At 72.9% G+C, this 14,295-nt stretch carries 13 protein-coding genes; 6 read left to right on the top strand and 7 right to left on the bottom strand.

Going from position 1 to position 14,295, the window contains the following annotated elements; all coding sequences use genetic code 11:
• Nucleotides 1-115: 115 nt before the first annotated feature.
• Both ACIG47_RS08405 and ACIG47_RS08400 read right to left on the bottom strand, forming a co-directional pair.
• Nucleotides 116-1,273 carry an ATP-dependent DNA ligase gene (locus ACIG47_RS08405; protein ID WP_397430420.1) on the bottom strand — a complete coding sequence of 386 codons (1,158 nt, stop codon included), beginning with the start codon at nt 1,271-1,273 and terminating at the stop codon, nt 116-118.
• Between the two features lie 15 nt (nt 1,274-1,288).
• Nucleotides 1,289-1,852 carry a dihydrofolate reductase family protein gene (locus tag ACIG47_RS08400; RefSeq protein WP_397430419.1) on the bottom strand — a complete coding sequence of 188 codons (564 nt, stop codon included), beginning with the start codon at nt 1,850-1,852 and terminating at the stop codon, nt 1,289-1,291.
• A gap of 113 nt (nt 1,853-1,965) precedes the next feature.
• On the opposite strand from ACIG47_RS08400, the gene ACIG47_RS08395 reads away from it, so the two are divergent.
• Complete coding sequence (locus ACIG47_RS08395; RefSeq protein WP_397413513.1) at nt 1,966-2,235, top strand: Rho termination factor N-terminal domain-containing protein; 270 nt, start codon at nt 1,966-1,968, stop codon at nt 2,233-2,235.
• A gap of 67 nt (nt 2,236-2,302) precedes the next feature.
• On the opposite strand, the gene ACIG47_RS08390 is transcribed toward ACIG47_RS08395, so the two are convergent.
• The 4 genes from ACIG47_RS08390 to ACIG47_RS08375 form a co-directional block, all read right to left on the bottom strand.
• The gene (locus ACIG47_RS08390) at nt 2,303-3,394 is read right to left on the bottom strand and encodes a DNA polymerase domain-containing protein (RefSeq protein ID WP_397430418.1); all 1,092 of its coding nucleotides are present in this window, start codon (nt 3,392-3,394) and stop codon (nt 2,303-2,305) included.
• Between the two features lie 9 nt (nt 3,395-3,403).
• The gene (locus tag ACIG47_RS08385; RefSeq protein ID WP_397430417.1) at nt 3,404-4,015 is read right to left on the bottom strand and encodes a hypothetical protein; all 612 of its coding nucleotides are present in this window, start codon (nt 4,013-4,015) and stop codon (nt 3,404-3,406) included.
• A 68-nt stretch (nt 4,016-4,083) separates the two neighbouring features.
• Nucleotides 4,084-5,985 (bottom strand): DUF349 domain-containing protein, encoded by a 1,902-nt coding sequence (locus tag ACIG47_RS08380; protein WP_397430416.1) that lies wholly within the window; start codon nt 5,983-5,985, stop codon nt 4,084-4,086.
• Nucleotides 5,982-6,752, bottom strand: a complete 771-nt coding sequence (locus tag ACIG47_RS08375) for a peptidylprolyl isomerase (RefSeq protein WP_397430415.1) — start codon at nt 6,750-6,752, stop codon at nt 5,982-5,984. The genes ACIG47_RS08380 and ACIG47_RS08375 overlap by 4 nt, the downstream gene beginning before the upstream one ends.
• Nucleotides 6,753-6,954: 202 nt before the next feature.
• Here ACIG47_RS08375 and ACIG47_RS08370 point away from each other — a divergent pair, with 202 nt between their 5' ends.
• The 5 genes from ACIG47_RS08370 to ACIG47_RS08350 all read left to right on the top strand — a co-directional run bounded on the left by ACIG47_RS08370 (nt 6,955) and on the right by ACIG47_RS08350 (nt 12,943).
• Nucleotides 6,955-7,605 (top strand): MBL fold metallo-hydrolase, encoded by a 651-nt coding sequence (locus tag ACIG47_RS08370; RefSeq protein ID WP_397430414.1) that lies wholly within the window; start codon nt 6,955-6,957, stop codon nt 7,603-7,605.
• Between the two features lie 109 nt (nt 7,606-7,714).
• Nucleotides 7,715-9,031: a histidine--tRNA ligase gene (gene hisS / locus ACIG47_RS08365; RefSeq protein ID WP_397430413.1), complete on the top strand. Its 1,317-nt coding sequence runs from the start codon at nt 7,715-7,717 to the stop codon at nt 9,029-9,031.
• A 256-nt stretch (nt 9,032-9,287) separates the two neighbouring features.
• Nucleotides 9,288-9,776 (top strand): hypothetical protein, encoded by a 489-nt coding sequence (locus ACIG47_RS08360; RefSeq protein WP_397430412.1) that lies wholly within the window; start codon nt 9,288-9,290, stop codon nt 9,774-9,776.
• A gap of 63 nt (nt 9,777-9,839) precedes the next feature.
• Entirely contained in the window at nt 9,840-11,999 is a 2,160-nt protein-coding gene (locus tag ACIG47_RS08355) for an intein-containing Rv2578c family radical SAM protein (protein ID WP_397430410.1), read from the top strand.
• Entirely contained in the window at nt 11,999-12,943 is a 945-nt protein-coding gene (locus ACIG47_RS08350) for a phosphotransferase family protein (RefSeq protein WP_397430409.1), read from the top strand. Before ACIG47_RS08355 ends, ACIG47_RS08350 begins: the two co-directional genes overlap by 1 nt.
• Nucleotides 12,944-12,969: 26 nt before the next feature.
• Here ACIG47_RS08350 and ACIG47_RS08345 read toward each other — a convergent pair whose 3' ends face one another.
• Nucleotides 12,970-14,184 carry a pyridoxal phosphate-dependent aminotransferase gene (locus tag ACIG47_RS08345; RefSeq protein ID WP_397430408.1) on the bottom strand — a complete coding sequence of 405 codons (1,215 nt, stop codon included), beginning with the start codon at nt 14,182-14,184 and terminating at the stop codon, nt 12,970-12,972.
• Nucleotides 14,185-14,295: the final 111 nt, after the last annotated feature.

The raw sequence follows: 14,295 nt of genomic DNA, 5'->3' as shown, positions 1-14,295 counted from the left end.
CTCCCCCGGTCAGCCTCGTCCCGGCGGGCTGCGGCCCGCCGGCCGACGATTCTGCGGCATGCCCGGGCCCTTGCCGCAAGCCCCCCATGGCGCTATATCTTGAAAGTGGAGGGTCTCAGGCGGTGCCGGGCGCTCCGGGCAGAAGCTCTCCGAGATCGAACCGGACCGGCTCCTCGAGCTGCTCGTAGGTGCACGACGCCGGCTCCCGGTCCGGCCGCCACCGCTTGAACTGGGCGGTGTGCCGGAACCGGCTGCCCTCCATGTGGTCGTAGCCCACCTCGAGCACCCGCTCGGGCCGCAGCGGCGTGAACGACAGGTCCTTGCCCGCGCTCCAGCGGGACTGCGCGCCGGGCAGCCGGTCGTTCGGCTCGCCCGCGGCCGGGTCCGCCCAGCCGTGCCACGGGTGCGCGTCCGCCTCCGGGGTCCCGGGTTCGACGACCAGCGGTGCGAGCTCGGCGACCAGCTCCGCGCGCCGGCCGGCGGAGAACGACGCCGCGACACCGACGAACTGCAGGCGTGGCGCGGGCGCGGCGTCGTCCCACAGGCCGAGCAGGAGCGAGCCCAGCAGCGGCTGCTCCGGCGTCGAGGTCTTGTGCAGCCGGTACCCCGCCAGCACGACGTCGGCCGTGCGCGCGTGCTTGATCTTCAGCATGGCGCGCTTGTTGGGCGCGTACGGTCCGTCCGCGGGCTTGGCGACGACGCCGTCCAGGCCGGCGCCCTCGAACGACGCGAACCACTCGGCCGCCACGGTGGCGTCCAGCGTGCGGGGCGTGGCGAACACCAGCGGGCCGGTCAGCCCCAGCCCGTCCAGGGCCTCGAGCCGCTCGGTCAGCGGCCGCTCCATGAGCGAGTCGCCGCCGAGCGCCAGGACGTCGAAGACCACGAGCGCGGCCGGCGTCGTCTCCGCGAGCATCGTCACGCGTGACGCCGCCGGGTGGATCCGCTGCGACAACAGGTCGAAGTCGAGGTGCGCCGCGCCACCCTCGGGGGCCCGGGCGATGACGATCTCACCGTCGACCACGCACCGCTCCGGCAGCGCCTCGCGCACCGCCGCGACCACGTCCGGGAAGTACCGGTCCATCGGCTTGGCGTTGCGCGAGTCGATCCGCACCTCGTCGCCGTCGCGGTACACGATCGCGCGGAAGCCGTCCCACTTCGGCTCGTAGACGTAGGCGGGTGCGTCGTCGGACCCGGACTGGGCGGGCACCGATGCCACGCTCTTGGCGAGCATCGGCCGGACCGGGGGCTGCACGGGCAGGTGGTCAGTGGTCACGAGGACGAGCCTGCCTCAGCGCGGCGCATACCGCAGGTAGACGCACCCGTCGGAGAACGCCCGGATGTCCGTCAGGCGCAGGCCGAGGCGGGCTCCGGGCGGCAGCGCGGGCCGGCCACCACCCACCACCTCGGGGAACACGATGAGGCGGAAGTCGTCGACCAGGCCCTGGCGGATCGCCTCTGCGGCCAGGGTCGGCCCGCCCACGGAGGTGACGCCGGGCCGCTCGTCCGCGATGCGCCGCAGGTCGGCGGGCCGCAGGTCGCGGACGATCCGGGTGCGCTGGGACGTGACGGCCTTCTGCGGCAGCGTCGAGGAGGCCACGAACTTGTCCGCCCGCCGCCAGAGGTCCGCGAACTGTGCGTACACGGGGCTGGCGCCCTGCTGGTCCTGGTACGTCTCCCAGAACACCATGGTGCGGTACATGTCGCGGCCCAGGACGTAGGTGGTGACGTCGGCCTCCATCTCGTTGATGAAGGCGTGCACCTCGTCGGAGGGCATGGCCCAGTCGAACTTTCCCTCGGTGTCGACCGTGTAGCCGTCGGCGGACATGTTCGCCGAGTAGCGCAGAGTTCCCATGGCCCTATCCGACCACGGAGCGGGCCGGAACTCATCGATCCGCGCGGGTGCGAGTCAGCGTGACCTGGGCCATCGTGGAAAGTGAGCAATCGTCCCGAGCGGGAGGAGCAACCATGCCGAAGCGTGATCCCGGACCCAGCGTCAAGGACAAGGAGCTGTACGAGAAGCTCCGCGACGAGGGCAGCTCGAAGGAGAAGTCGGCACGCATCGCGAACGCCGCGGCGGCCTCGTCCCGCAAGAGCGTCGGGCGCAAGGGCGGCAAGGCCGGCGACTACGACGACTGGACGGTCGAGCACCTGCGCAAGAGGGCCGCCGAGATCGGCATCCCCGGCCGCTCGTCGATGCGCAAGGGGGAGCTCATCAAGGCGCTGCGGTCCCACTGAGACCGGGCGATGAGACCGGGCGGTGCACCGGGCGAACCGAGATCGGCGCGGGACCGGTCCGCGAGGCTCAGTCCGCGGACCGGTCCCGGTCCTTGTCGCGGCTGGGCTGGACCCGCTTGGGCTCGCCCGGCATCTTCGGGTACTCGGGCGGGTAGGGCAGGTCGCCGAGGCCGTCGGCCTCGTCGCGGGCCGCGAGCTCCAGCGCCGCGTCCAGCGAGCAGTCCAGGGCCGGGTCCCGGTCGGCACGGAGCGCCGCGAACAGGTCGCCCCGCTCGGCGAGCCGGCCCGGCGCCGTCAGCACGTCGAAGTCGTCCGGGTGCACGTCCGGCACCTCGTCCCAGTCGAGCGGCATCGAGACCGTGGCCCGGGCGTTGGCGCGGATCGAGTACGCCGAGGCGATCGTGCGGTCACGGGCCATCTGGTTGTAGTCCACGAAGATCGCCTCGCCCCGCTCCTCCTTCCACCAGCGCGTGGTCACCCGTCCCGGCAGGCGTCGCTCCAGCTCCCGCCCGACGGCGATCGTGGCGCGCCGGGCCTGCGTGAACGTCCACCGCGGCTCCAGCGGCACGAACACGTGCAGGCCCCGCCCGCCGGAGGTCTTGGGGTACCCCACCAGGTCCAGCTCACCCAGCAGCTCCCGCAGGTGCGGGGCCACCGCGGCGGCATCGTCGAAGTCCGTGCCCGGCTGGGGGTCCAGGTCGATCCGGAGCTGGTCCACCGCCTCGACGTCGTCCCGCCGCACGGGCCAGGGGTGGAACGTGAGCGTGCCCATGTTGGCCGCCCAGGCCACCACCGCGGGTTCCGTGGGGCACACCTCGTCCGCCGTCCGGCCCGAGGGGAACGCGATCGTCGCGGTCTCCACGTAGTCCGGGGCGCCCTGCGGGATGCGCTTCTGGTAGAAGCCGTCCCCCTTCGGGTCGTTCGGCTTGGGCGTGCGGGTGGCCAGGTGCGCGCCCTCGTGCCAGCCCTTGGGCCAGCGCTCCAGCGTGGTGGGCCGGTGCAGCAGCGCACCCGTGATGCCGTCCGCGACGGCGACGAAGTACTCCACGACCTGGAGCTTGGTGATGCCCCGGGGGAAGACGACACGGTCCGGGCTCGTGACGCGCACCGTGCGGCCTGCGACATCGAGCTCCACTGCGGGTGACTTGGATGCGGCCATGACCCGAAACTAGCGCTCCAGCAGCGCGCGCGCCGCCGCGAGCGCCCGGTGCGCCGCCGGCCGGCCCACCACCCGGGCGCGCCGGTCGAGCAACCGCGCCGCACGTCCGAGGTCCGCGCCGTGGCCCGCCAGCGCGACGAGGACGGGCACGGCGGCCTCCGCCGGCACCGTGCGCGCCACGTCGACGGCGGTCCGGTCCGGGCTCGTGACCGGCACGCCCGCAGGCCGCACGGTGTCCGCGGCCAGGCCCGGCGCCCGGCGGGCAACCCTGCCGGGCCGCGGCACGGGGCAGCGCCGGCCGGGGGAGTACGCCACCTCCACCGGGGCGCCCGCGGGCCAGGCCTGCGCGGCTCCGCCGTCGTACACCCCCGTGTGCACCCAGGCGGCGGTCGCGGCGGCCAGCACGCAGGAGGCCGGCACCTCGGGCGCGAGCGCCAGGGCGCGGTGCCGCGCGTCGACGGCCGACGCCGGGCCGACCGCCGCGCCGTCGTACAGCTCCGTCAGGGCGCCCGACCGCATCAGGTCGGACCAGGCCACCGGTCCGCCCACGTGCGCGGGCGTGACCACCAGCGGCACGGGAGCCGGCCGGGGGTCGAGGAGCGCGGCGAGCGAGGACGACACCCCGAGAACCTACGACAGCGGGCCCGGCCGCGCAGAGCGCGACCGGGCCCGCTGTGGACGACCGAGGATCAGCCCCGCGAGTCCTCGGCGGCCTTGACGACCTGCTCCAGCCAGGACCGGCGCGCGGTCACGGCGGCCTCCAGCTCGGAGACCTTGCGCTTGTCGCCCTTGGCCTGAGCGTCCGCGAGGTCCGCCTCCAGGCCGGCGATCGCGGCCTCCAGCTGCGCGGCGGCACCCTCGGCACGGGCGCGCGTCTCCGGGTTGGTCCGCCGCCACTGCGCCTGGTCGGCGTCGCGGATCGCGGTCTCGACCGCACGCAGGCGACCCTCGACGCGCTGGATGTCACCGCGCGGGACCTTGCCCGCCTCCTCCCAGCGCTCCTGGATGCCGCGCAGGGCGGCCTTGGCCTTGTTCAGGTCCTTGACCGGGACCAGGGCCTCCGCCTCCGCGAGCAGCTCCTCCTTGACCTTCAGGTTCTCGCCGTACTCCGCGTCGATCACGGCGTTCTCGGCGTCTCGGGCCTGGAAGAACCGGTCCTGGGCCGCCCGGAAGCGGGCCCAGAGCGCGTCGTCGTCCTTGCGGGACGCCCGGCCCGCGGCCTTCCAGCGCGCCATGAGGTCGCGGTACGCGCCCGCGGTGTAGCCCCAGTCCGTGCTCGTGGACAGCGCCTCGGCCTCCGAGACCAGCTTCTCCTTCTCGATCTTGGCGGCGTTGTTGCGCTGCTCCAGGTCGGCGAAGAAGTGCCGGCGCTCGCGGTCGAACGCGGTGCGGGCGTGGCTGAACCGCTTCCAGAGGGACTCCTCCGTGGGGCGGTCGATGCGCGGCCCGGAGCGCTGCGCGTCCTTCCAGCGGTCCAGCAGGGCACGCAGCTCCTCGCCGGCGGGGCGCCACTGCATCTTGGCGGGGTCGGTCGCGGCGATCTTCTCCGCGGCCTCCACGATGACGGTGCGCGCGGCGACGGCCTCCGCCTTCGCGGCGGCGCGTGCAGCCTCCAGGGCCGCCCGGCGCTCGGCGGCGCGTCCGCGCAGGGCCTCGACACGGGCACGCAGACCGTCCAGGTCGCCGACGGCGGCCGGCTCGGCCGTCTCCTCACCGAGCTTCTGGAGGGTCTGGTCGATCTCGCGCACCGACAGGTCGGCGCTGTCCAGACGGGCCTCGAACAGCCCGACCTTCGCGTTCAGGTCCAGGTAGCGGCGCACGTACAGCGCCAGCGCCTCCGAGGTGGTGACCCCGGGGAACTGACCGACGACGCGCTCACCGGCGGCCTCACGGACGTACACGGTGCCCTCGTCGTCCACGCGGCCGAAGGTCTCGGCCTCGGCGTGCGCGGCGGCGTCGGCGGCAGCCGGGACCACCGGGGCGGGTGCGACCGGCGCGGACTGCGCGGCGGGAGCCGCCGGCGCGCCCGGCTTGGGCGGCCGGGGACGGGCCAGAGCGGCCGGCGACGGGATCGCCGACGGCTTCGGGGCCGCGGGTGCCGGGGCCGGCGTGGTGGCGGCGGGCGCCTCGGCGGCGGGGGCTTCTGCGACGGGTGCTTCCTCGGCGGGTGCCTCGGCTGCTTCCTCGGCGGCGGGTGCCTCCGCGGCGGGTGCCTCCTCGGCGGGAGCCTCGACCACGGCCTCGTCGGTGCCAGCCTCGTCAGCGGCAGCCTCCGGCACGGCGGCGTCGTCGGCAGAGGTCGCTTCCGCGGCTGCCTCCTCGGCGGCGGTCTCCGCGGGCGCGGTCGCTTCCGCGGCTGCCTCCTCGGTGGCGGTCTCCGCGGGCGCGGTCGCCTCAGGAGCCTCCTCGGCGGGTGCCTCCTCGGTCTCGGCCTCAGGAGCATCCGGCGCAGCGGTCTCCGCCTCGGGTGCCTCGGCCGCCTCGTTCACCGCCTCGGCGGGTGCCTCTGCTGCGGTCGGAGTCTCGGCCACGGGCTCGGCGGGCGCGTCCTGCTGGACGGGCTCGGACGAGCGTGAAGTGGGTTCGCTCACTGGGTCTCAACTCCTTCGATGGTGACCGGGGTGGCGGGCGCGCCGTCAGAAGCGGCACCGCCCGTCACTCCCGCGTCAGCGACTGCCTGGACGAAGTCCAGGCCGGATGTGATCGTGCCGAAGACCGTGTACCCGCCGGCTGCGTCGGACGGGATGGTCGATTCCTCGTAGACGAGGAAGAACTGGGAGCCCATGGACTCCGCGTCGCCACCGCGGCGCGCCATGGCGACGGTGCCGGCCGGGTAGACGTCGTCGTCCGGGGCGTTCTCGATCGGGCCGAAGCTGTAGCCCGGGCTGCCGGAGCCGGTGAACGTCGGGTCGCCGCACTGGAGCACGAAGATGCCCTCGGTGGTCAGCCGGTGGCAGCCGGTGCCGTCGAAGTAGCCGTCCTGGGCGAGCGTGACGAAGCTCGCGACGGCCTGCGGGGCCTCGTGGCCGTCGAGCTCCAGGACGATGTCGGCCTCGGTGTCGCCCGAGCACGCCTGCAGGGTGACGGTCCAGGTGCGGTCCTCGGCGACGGACGGGTCGGCGAGCTCGTAGCCCTCGCGCGCCTCCTCGACGCCGGCGGGGCAGGCGCCGGCGTCGTCCGGCGCGTTGCCGTCGATGAGGGCCGCCACGGCGAAGGCACCCACGAGCGCGAGCACCGTGAACAGGGCGATCAGGGTCCACAACCGCTGCCTGCGGGCGCGCCTGGCCGCCTGCCGCTGCTCGCGCTTGCGGTCCTGCTTGGCCTGCTGCGCGCGCTGCCGCTGCTTGGTGGACGCCACCGCGTTCCCTTCTCCGTGCTCTCTCGGACCCGCCTCGACCCGGACGCGGCCCCGCTGGACCGATTCACCGCCGGATCCGGGGCGAATCACCCCGTGCGGGGACAGTGTAGGCATCGGATGCCAGCTCATACCGTCCGAGCGGTTCCGCCGGCGGGTGAACAGGGCCCCGCGAGCGGCCCACGGGCCGGGATAGCGTGGGTCCGTGGAGATTCGTGTCGTGGTCGCACCGGTGTTCGGCACCAACTGCTGCGTGGTGTCCTCGGGCGGCGACTGCGTGGTGGTGGACGCGGGCGCGGGCGTCGCGGACGCCGTCGCGCGGCTGGTCGACGACGCCGGGCTGACGCCGCGCGCCGTCCTGGCCACCCACGGCCACGCCGACCACACCTGGGACGCCGGGGCGCTCTGCGCCCGCTACGACATCCCGATGGTGCTGCACGAGGCCGACGCCTACCGCCTCGCCGACCCCTTCGGCACGCTCAGCCCCGCCCTGGAGTCCGCACTCGGCCTGCACCGCGCGGACTACCGCGAGCCCGCACGCATCGAGCCGTTCGGCACGCCGGAGGGCTCGGCCCTGCTCACGTTCGGCCAGGTCACGCTGCACGGCCTGCACGCACCCGGCCACACCGAGGGCTCCACCCTCTACCGCCTCGACGACACCGTCCTGGCCGGCGACGTCCTGTTCGCCGGCTCGATCGGCCGGACCGACCTGCCCGGCGGCTCGCCGGCCGTGATGACCCGGACCCTGCACGACGTGGTACGCGGCCTCGACCCGGCGCTCGCCGTCGTGCCGGGGCACGGGCCGGCCACCACGGTGGGGCACGAGCTCGAGACCAACCCGTTCCTGGCAGCCTGAGCGCCTAGAATCGAGGCCGGTCCGCGGTGGCGTGAGCAGTCGCTGCCGTCGCCGGTCCCGCGGGCCCCGAGAAGCGGGTCCATCCACAGCACACGAGGAGCACCTCAGCATGGCCGAACAGCTCGTCCGCCCCGACCCGATCAGCGGCTTCCCCGAGTGGCTGCCCGAGGTCCGGTTGGTCGAGCTGCATTGGCTCGACGAGATCCGGCGCATCTTCGAGAGCTACGGCTTCAGCTCGATCGAGACGCCGTCGGTCGAGCGCCTGGACGTGCTCCAGTCGAAGGGCGAGACCTCGCAGGAGGTCTACACGCTCCGCAGGCTCCAGGCGGACTCGAAGGACCAGTCGGACGCGAGCATCGGTCTCCACTTCGACCTCACCGTGCCGTTCGCGCGGTACGTCGCGGCCAACGCGGGCAAGCTGGTCTTCCCGTTCAAGCGGTACCAGATCCAGCGCGTGTGGCGTGGCGAGCGCCCGCAGGAGGGTCGCTACCGCGAGTTCACGCAGTGCGACATCGACGTGATCGGCATCGACACCGTGCCGCTGCACTTCGACGCGGAGCTGCTGCGCATCGTCGTGGAGGTCCTCACCGCGCTCGACCTGCCGGCCTGGACCGTCAACGTCAACAACCGCAAGGTGCTGCAGGGGTTCTACGAGGGCCTCGGCATCGACGACACCATGGCGGTCATCCGGGTGACCGACAAGATCGACAAGATCGGTCCGGACGCGGTCGCCGAGCTGCTCTCCACCCAGGTCGGTCTCACCGCCGACCAGGTGGCCGCCTGCCGTGACCTCGCCCTGATCCGCGGGACGGACGTCTCCGTGATCGAGAAGATCCGGGCGCTGGGCGTCAAGTCCGACCTGCTGGAGGAGGGGCTGGGTGAGCTGGGCCGGCTCCTGGAGTCGCTCGCCGACCTGCCCGCCGGCACCGTCACGGCGGACCTGTCCGTCGCGCGTGGCCTCGACTACTACACGGGCACCGTGTACGAGGCGAAGTTCCTCGACTTCCCTGGCTACGGAAGCATCGCCGCGGGTGGCCGGTACGAGAACCTGACGGGCAGCTTCACGCGGCAGAGCCTCCCCGGCGTCGGGCTGTCCATCGGCCTGACGCGCATCTTCGCGAAGCTGGTGGCGGAGGGGAAGCTGGAGACCGGCCCGAGCAGCCCGACGGACGTGCTGGTGGTCATCCCCAGCGACGAGCGCCGGGGGGACGCGCTCGCGACGTCCGCGGCGCTGCGCGGGCGCGGGCTGAACGTGGAGACCTACCACCAGGCGGACAAGGTCGGCAAGCAGCTGAAGTACGCCTCGCGCAAGGGCATCCCGTTCGTGTGGTTCCCGCCCTTCGAGGACGGCCGCGACCACGAGGTGAAGAACATGGTGACCGGTGACCAGGAGGTCGCGGACCCGGCCACCTGGACGCGCGGCTGACCTCTGGGACGGGTGAACTGGACTTGCCTGCCTGGTTTGCCCGAAAAGTATCCGTCTGCATCGACTAGCCTCGCTGCGGGACCGATCAGGGCCCCGTTCGACGTCGCTGGCCGGTCATCGGCCACGGTCTGGCCGAGGGGGCCGGTTGATGGCAGGTTCGGGACGGCTGCACGACAGAGCTCTCGGCGACCGCTGGGAGCAGTCGCTCGTCGGAGTGACGGGTGCGGCGCGGCGCCGTCGTGCACGAGGGGTCCGGATGCGCACCCCGTACCTCGCGGTGCGCGAGCGTGCGGCCGCCGACAGCAACCGCCTGCGGACGGGTCGCCGCACCCGTCGTCGGCTCGCCGGGTCCGCCATCGTGCTCGGTGCCGGGCTCATGGGGTGCACCGCCGTGCTCGTGCTGTCCCCGGCGGCGGTCGAGCGGTCCGTGCTCGGCTGCCCGGCGGGGAGCGTCGTGACCGTGGCCTGGGTGGACCAGTACCGCGACGTCCTGGGTGTGCGGGTTCCTGATCCGCGGGATCACCTCGAGGTCGCGGCGCCTGCGGGCTCGACGGTCGAGGTCGTCTTCACGGACGCCGCCGGCGCCACCTACCCGGCCGTGCGCGGTGAGGTGTCCGGCGGCGGCCTGCTCGCGGTCGAGCCGCCGCGCCCTGTGCCCGCGCAGGAGCGAGGGCTGTGGCGGGTCGAGACGGTCGTGGCGGCCGGGGGAGCCGTCGTGGCGACCTGTGCGGGGACCCTGCCCTGACGGTGCGGGGAGGGGTGCGTCCGGCGACTTGACGATTGTTCGAACGAATGTTCGAATCGTGTCATGCGTTGGCACGGTCAGGCGATCTCGAACGACGACGGCGCGCTGCCCGGGCTCGAGCTGCCCGGGCTGCGCACCGCGGGGCTGCTGCGCACCGTCCGGTCGCCGGAGTTCGCGGGTGTGACCTTCCACGAGGTGCTCGCCAAGAGTGCGCTCTCGAAGGTCCCGGCCGCCTCGCAGATGCCGTTCCGCTGGACGGTGAACCCGTACCGCGGATGCAGTCATGCGTGCACCTACTGCGTGGATCCGTCGACCCTCGTTCTCATGGCCGACGGAAGGCAGAAGCCGATCCGGCACGTGGTGGCAGGTGACCGGATCGTCGGGACCCGTCGTGAGGGCGCGCACCGGCGCTTCGTGGAGACAGAGGTGCTGGCGCGCCGGGCTTCGACCAAGGACGCCTATCGGATCACGCTCGAGGACGGCACGGAGATAGTGGCCAGCGGCGACCATCGGTTCCTCACCGAGCGCGGCTGGAAGTACGTCGCACCGCTGCCCAAGGGTGAGGGACAACGGCCATACCTCACGACCACCAACCGGCTGCAAGGATTCGGGCTGGGAATGGTTGCCGCCGCATACACGGCTCCGCCGGAGACCACCGACTACCGGCAGGGATATCTCACGGGGATGATCCGTGGCGACGGGATGCTCTTCGAGAAGACGTATCCGAACGGCCGGATCACGATGTTCCGCCTCGCACTGGTAGACCAGGAGGCGCTGACTCGTTCGCAGTCCTATCTCGCGGCTGCGGGCGTTGCGACGAACCGCCGTCCCTTCTCGGCCGCCACGTCGACGCGGCAGGCGATCGACGGGATCTTCACGTCCAGGAGGGCGGACGTGGCAGCGATCCGCGCCATGATCGAATGGCCGAGCGAGCCGACCCGGGAGTGGCACGCAGGGTTTCTTGCCGGGATCTTTGATGCGGAGGGCAGCTGCGACGGCCGGATCTTGCGGATCTCCAACTCGGACGAACGGATGCTCACCATGACGACGGACTCCCTGGGCGTGCTGGGTGTTCCGTCCGTCCGGGAGCCTGCCAACGGCATCGGAGTGGCCACCGTTCGTGTCGTCGGCGGTCCGTCCGGCCGCCGTCGTTTCTTCGCACTGACGAACCCGGTGATCACGCGAAAGCTCAGAATCATCGGCAGTGCGGTCAAGGCTTCCGCGCCGCTGCGGATAGTTGCTGTGGAGAACCTCGGGTCGAAGACCGAGATGGTTGACATCACCACCGGGACCGGCGACTTCATCGCCAACGGCGTGATCAGTCACAACTGCTTCGCTCGGCCCACCCACGAATACCTCGACCTGGACGCCGGCCACGACTTCGACTCCCAGGTCGTGGTCAAGGTCAACGCCGACGAGGTGCTCCGCGCCGAGCTCACCAAGCGGTCCTGGACCCACGAGGCCGTCGCGCTCGGCACCAACACCGACCCCTACCAGCGCGCCGAGGGCCGCTACCGGCTCATGCCCGGCATCATCCAGGCGCTCGCGGACTCCGGCACCCCGTTCTCGATCCTGACCAAGGGCACGCTCCTGCGCAGGGACCTCCCGCTGCTGGTGCGGGCCGCCGAGCGGGTGGACATCGGGCTGGGGGTGTCGCTGGCCTTCGCCGACACCCCGGCGGGCAAGGAGCTCCAGCAGGCGGTCGAGCCAGGGACGCCGACGCCGCGCGCCCGGCTCGACCTCATCCGGGCGATCCGGGCCGCGGGGCTGCCCTGCGGCGTCATGGTCGCCCCCGTGCTGCCCTGGCTCACCGACTCGCTCGCGCACCTGGAACGGCTGCTCGACGACCTGGTCGACGCCGGAGCGACCGGCGTCACCGTGCTCCCGCTGCACCTGCGCCCGGGTGCCCGCGAGTGGTACCTGGACTGGCTGGGCCGCACGCACCCGCACCTCGTGGAGGGATACGGCCGGGTCTACGCGCGTGGTGCGTACGCCCACCGCGGCTACCGGGACTGGCTGTGGGAGCGGGTGCGGCCGCTGATCGCGGAACGTGGGCTCGGCGGGGCCGCGATGCACCGGGCCCGGGCCGCGGGGGCACGTGCGGACGCCGCCGACCAGCACACCGAGGGCGACTACCCGCGGGGCGCGTTCACGGGTGTGCGTGCGGACGGGGTCGGCGCGGCGTCGCTGGGCGACGACGTCGGGAGCGAGACCCTGTTCTGATGCGCCACTCACCGCACGAGGACCCGCGCCTGGCGGGTCGCACGCTGGAGCCGCTGGCCGGAGGCTGGTCGGGGGAGACGTTCCTCGCCGTGCCGGCAGCGGCGGGCGGCGAACCGCTCGTCGCCCGGTACCTCGCTGCGGCGCACCATGCCCCGCAGGCGGCGGGCATCCAGGCGGCGCTCCTGCGCCAGGTCCGTGGCCTCCTGCCGGTCCCGGAGGTGCACGGGGCGTACGACGGCGACGGGCCCGTCCCTGGTCTGCTCCTCACGGAGCTGCTGCCGGGCGAGCGCGGGGACCTGGTCCTGGGGCGACTGGTCACCGCGGCCCGGTACGACGACCTGAGGACGCTCGGGCGGGCGCTGGGCGGCGTCGCCGGGACGCTCGCCGGCGTCCGGATGCCCGAGGTGGGGCTCTTCGCGGACGCGACGCTGCGGATCGAGCCGTTCCGCCTGCGGCTGCCCGGCTGGGTGGACGACCACGCGCGCGGGCTTGCGGCCGCCGGATGGTTCGCGGCGGAGACCGCGGCCCTGCGCGCCGTGGCCGAGCGCGTGGGCCCTGCCCTGGAGGGCGCGCCGCCGTGCCTGGTGCACAGCGACCTCAACCCCAAGAACCTGCTGGTCGACCCCGTCGCGCTGCGCGTCACCGGCGTGCTCGACTGGGAGTACGCGCACGCCGGCCACCCGGCGACAGACCTCGGCAACCTCCTGCGCTTCGACCGGGAGCCCGCCTACGTCGAGGGCGTCCTGGAGGGCTGGTGCGCCGCCGTCGGGCGGGCCACCGGGTCGCGGCCCGACCCCGCTGCGGCGACGGACCTGGCCCGTGCCGCCGACCTGGTCGCCCTCGTCGAGCTCGCGGCCCGCCCGGTGACCACGCCGGTGGTCCGCCGCGCGCGCGAGCACCTGCGTGCGATCGCCCGCACGGAAGACGTGCACGCCGTGCCCTGACCTCGCCGCGCGCCGTCCGGCGTCAGCTACGTGCGGAGCGTCTCGAGGTGCTCCGCGATGCGGCCGATCGCCTCCGTGAGCACATCGACGTCGGGCAGCGTCACCAGACGGAAGTGGTCCGGCTCGGGCCAGTTGAACCCGCTGCCGTGCGTGACCAGGATCTTCTTGTCCCGCAGCAGCCCGATGACGAACGCCTCGTCGTCCTCGATCCCGTAGACCTCGGGGTCCAGGCGGGGGAAGCAGTACAGGGCACCGCGCGGGCGCACGGAGGTGACGCCGGGGATGTCGTTGAGCAGCTTGTCCGCGAGCATGGCCTGCTCGTAGAACCGGCCGCCCGGCACGATCAGCGCCTCGATCGACTGGTATCCGCCCAGCGCCGTCTGGATGGCGTGCTGCGCCGGCACGTTGGCGCACATGCGCATGTTCGACACGAGGGTGAGCCCCTCGAGGAAGTCCCTGGCCCGGTGCTTCGGCCCGGAGATCATGGCCCAGCCCGACCGGTAGCCGCAGATCCGGTACGCCTTGGACAGGCCGCTGAAGGTGACGCACAGGACGTCGTCGCCGGCGTAGGTCGCGGTGTGGTGGTGCGTGGCGTCGTCGAACAGGATCTTCTCGTAGATCTCGTCGCTCAGGAGCACCAGGTCGTGCTCGCGCGCCAGGTCCGCCATGCCCTTCACGATCGCCTCGCTGTAGACGGCGCCCGTCGGGTTGTTCGGGTTGATGACGACCAGCGCCTTGGTCGCGGGCGTGATGAGCGACTCGATGTGCTCCAGGTCGGGGTTCCACCCGTTGGACTCGTCGCAGCGGTAGTGCACCGGCTTGCCGCCCTGCAGGCTCACCGCACCGGTCCACAGCGGGTAGTCGGGAGCGGGCACCAGGATCTCGTCGCCGTCGTCGACCAGTGCCTGCAGCACCATGCCGATCATCTCGGAGACGCCGTTGCCGATGTAGACGTCGTCCACCCGGGTGTCGAGGCCGTGCGTCTGGTAGTAGTTCGCCACGGCCGTGCGCGCCGAGTAGATGCCACGGCTGTCGCTGTAGCCCTGGGCCTCCGGGAGGTGGTGGATCATGTCGGCGAGGATCGCCTCGGGCGCCTCGAAGCCGAAGGGCGCCGGGTTGCCGATGTTCAGCTTGAGGATCTTGTGACCCTCCGCCTCCAGCCGGTACGCCTCCTCCAGGATGGGGCCCCGGACGTCGTACCGGACGGACTTCAGCTTGCGGCTCTGTCTGATCTCTCGCACCGGCTCATGGTCGCAGGTTCGCACGGATCGGTGCGCGCGACGGTCCGGGAGCGAGACGACCTGAGAGGCCCGTTTCGTGAAGTTCACCCCGTGAACGGGCCGTTCGGGAGC

The organism is Promicromonospora sp. NPDC052451 (assembly GCF_044547525.1).
GTDB lineage: Bacteria > Actinomycetota > Actinomycetes > Actinomycetales > Cellulomonadaceae > Promicromonospora.
The sequence above is the reverse complement of the archived record's forward strand: the minus strand, read 5'-3'. Positions and strand labels throughout refer to the sequence as shown.

Bases quoted from the DNA above. Each gene is read 5' to 3' on its own strand.
- ACIG47_RS08400 (WP_397430419.1), bottom strand. From the start codon at position 1,852: ATGGGAACTCTGCGCTACTCGGCGAACATGTCCGCCGACGGCTACACG.
- ACIG47_RS08395 (WP_397413513.1), top strand. From the start codon at position 1,966: ATGCCGAAGCGTGATCCCGGACCCAGCGTCAAGGACAAGGAGCTGTAC.
- ACIG47_RS08390 (WP_397430418.1), bottom strand. From the start codon at position 3,394: ATGGCCGCATCCAAGTCACCCGCAGTGGAGCTCGATGTCGCAGGCCGC.
- hisS (WP_397430413.1), top strand. From the start codon at position 7,715: ATGGCCGAACAGCTCGTCCGCCCCGACCCGATCAGCGGCTTCCCCGAG.
- ACIG47_RS08360 (WP_397430412.1), top strand. From the start codon at position 9,288: ATGCGCACCCCGTACCTCGCGGTGCGCGAGCGTGCGGCCGCCGACAGC.
- ACIG47_RS08355 (WP_397430410.1), top strand. From the start codon at position 9,840: ATGCGTTGGCACGGTCAGGCGATCTCGAACGACGACGGCGCGCTGCCC.
- ACIG47_RS08350 (WP_397430409.1), top strand. From the start codon at position 11,999: ATGCGCCACTCACCGCACGAGGACCCGCGCCTGGCGGGTCGCACGCTG.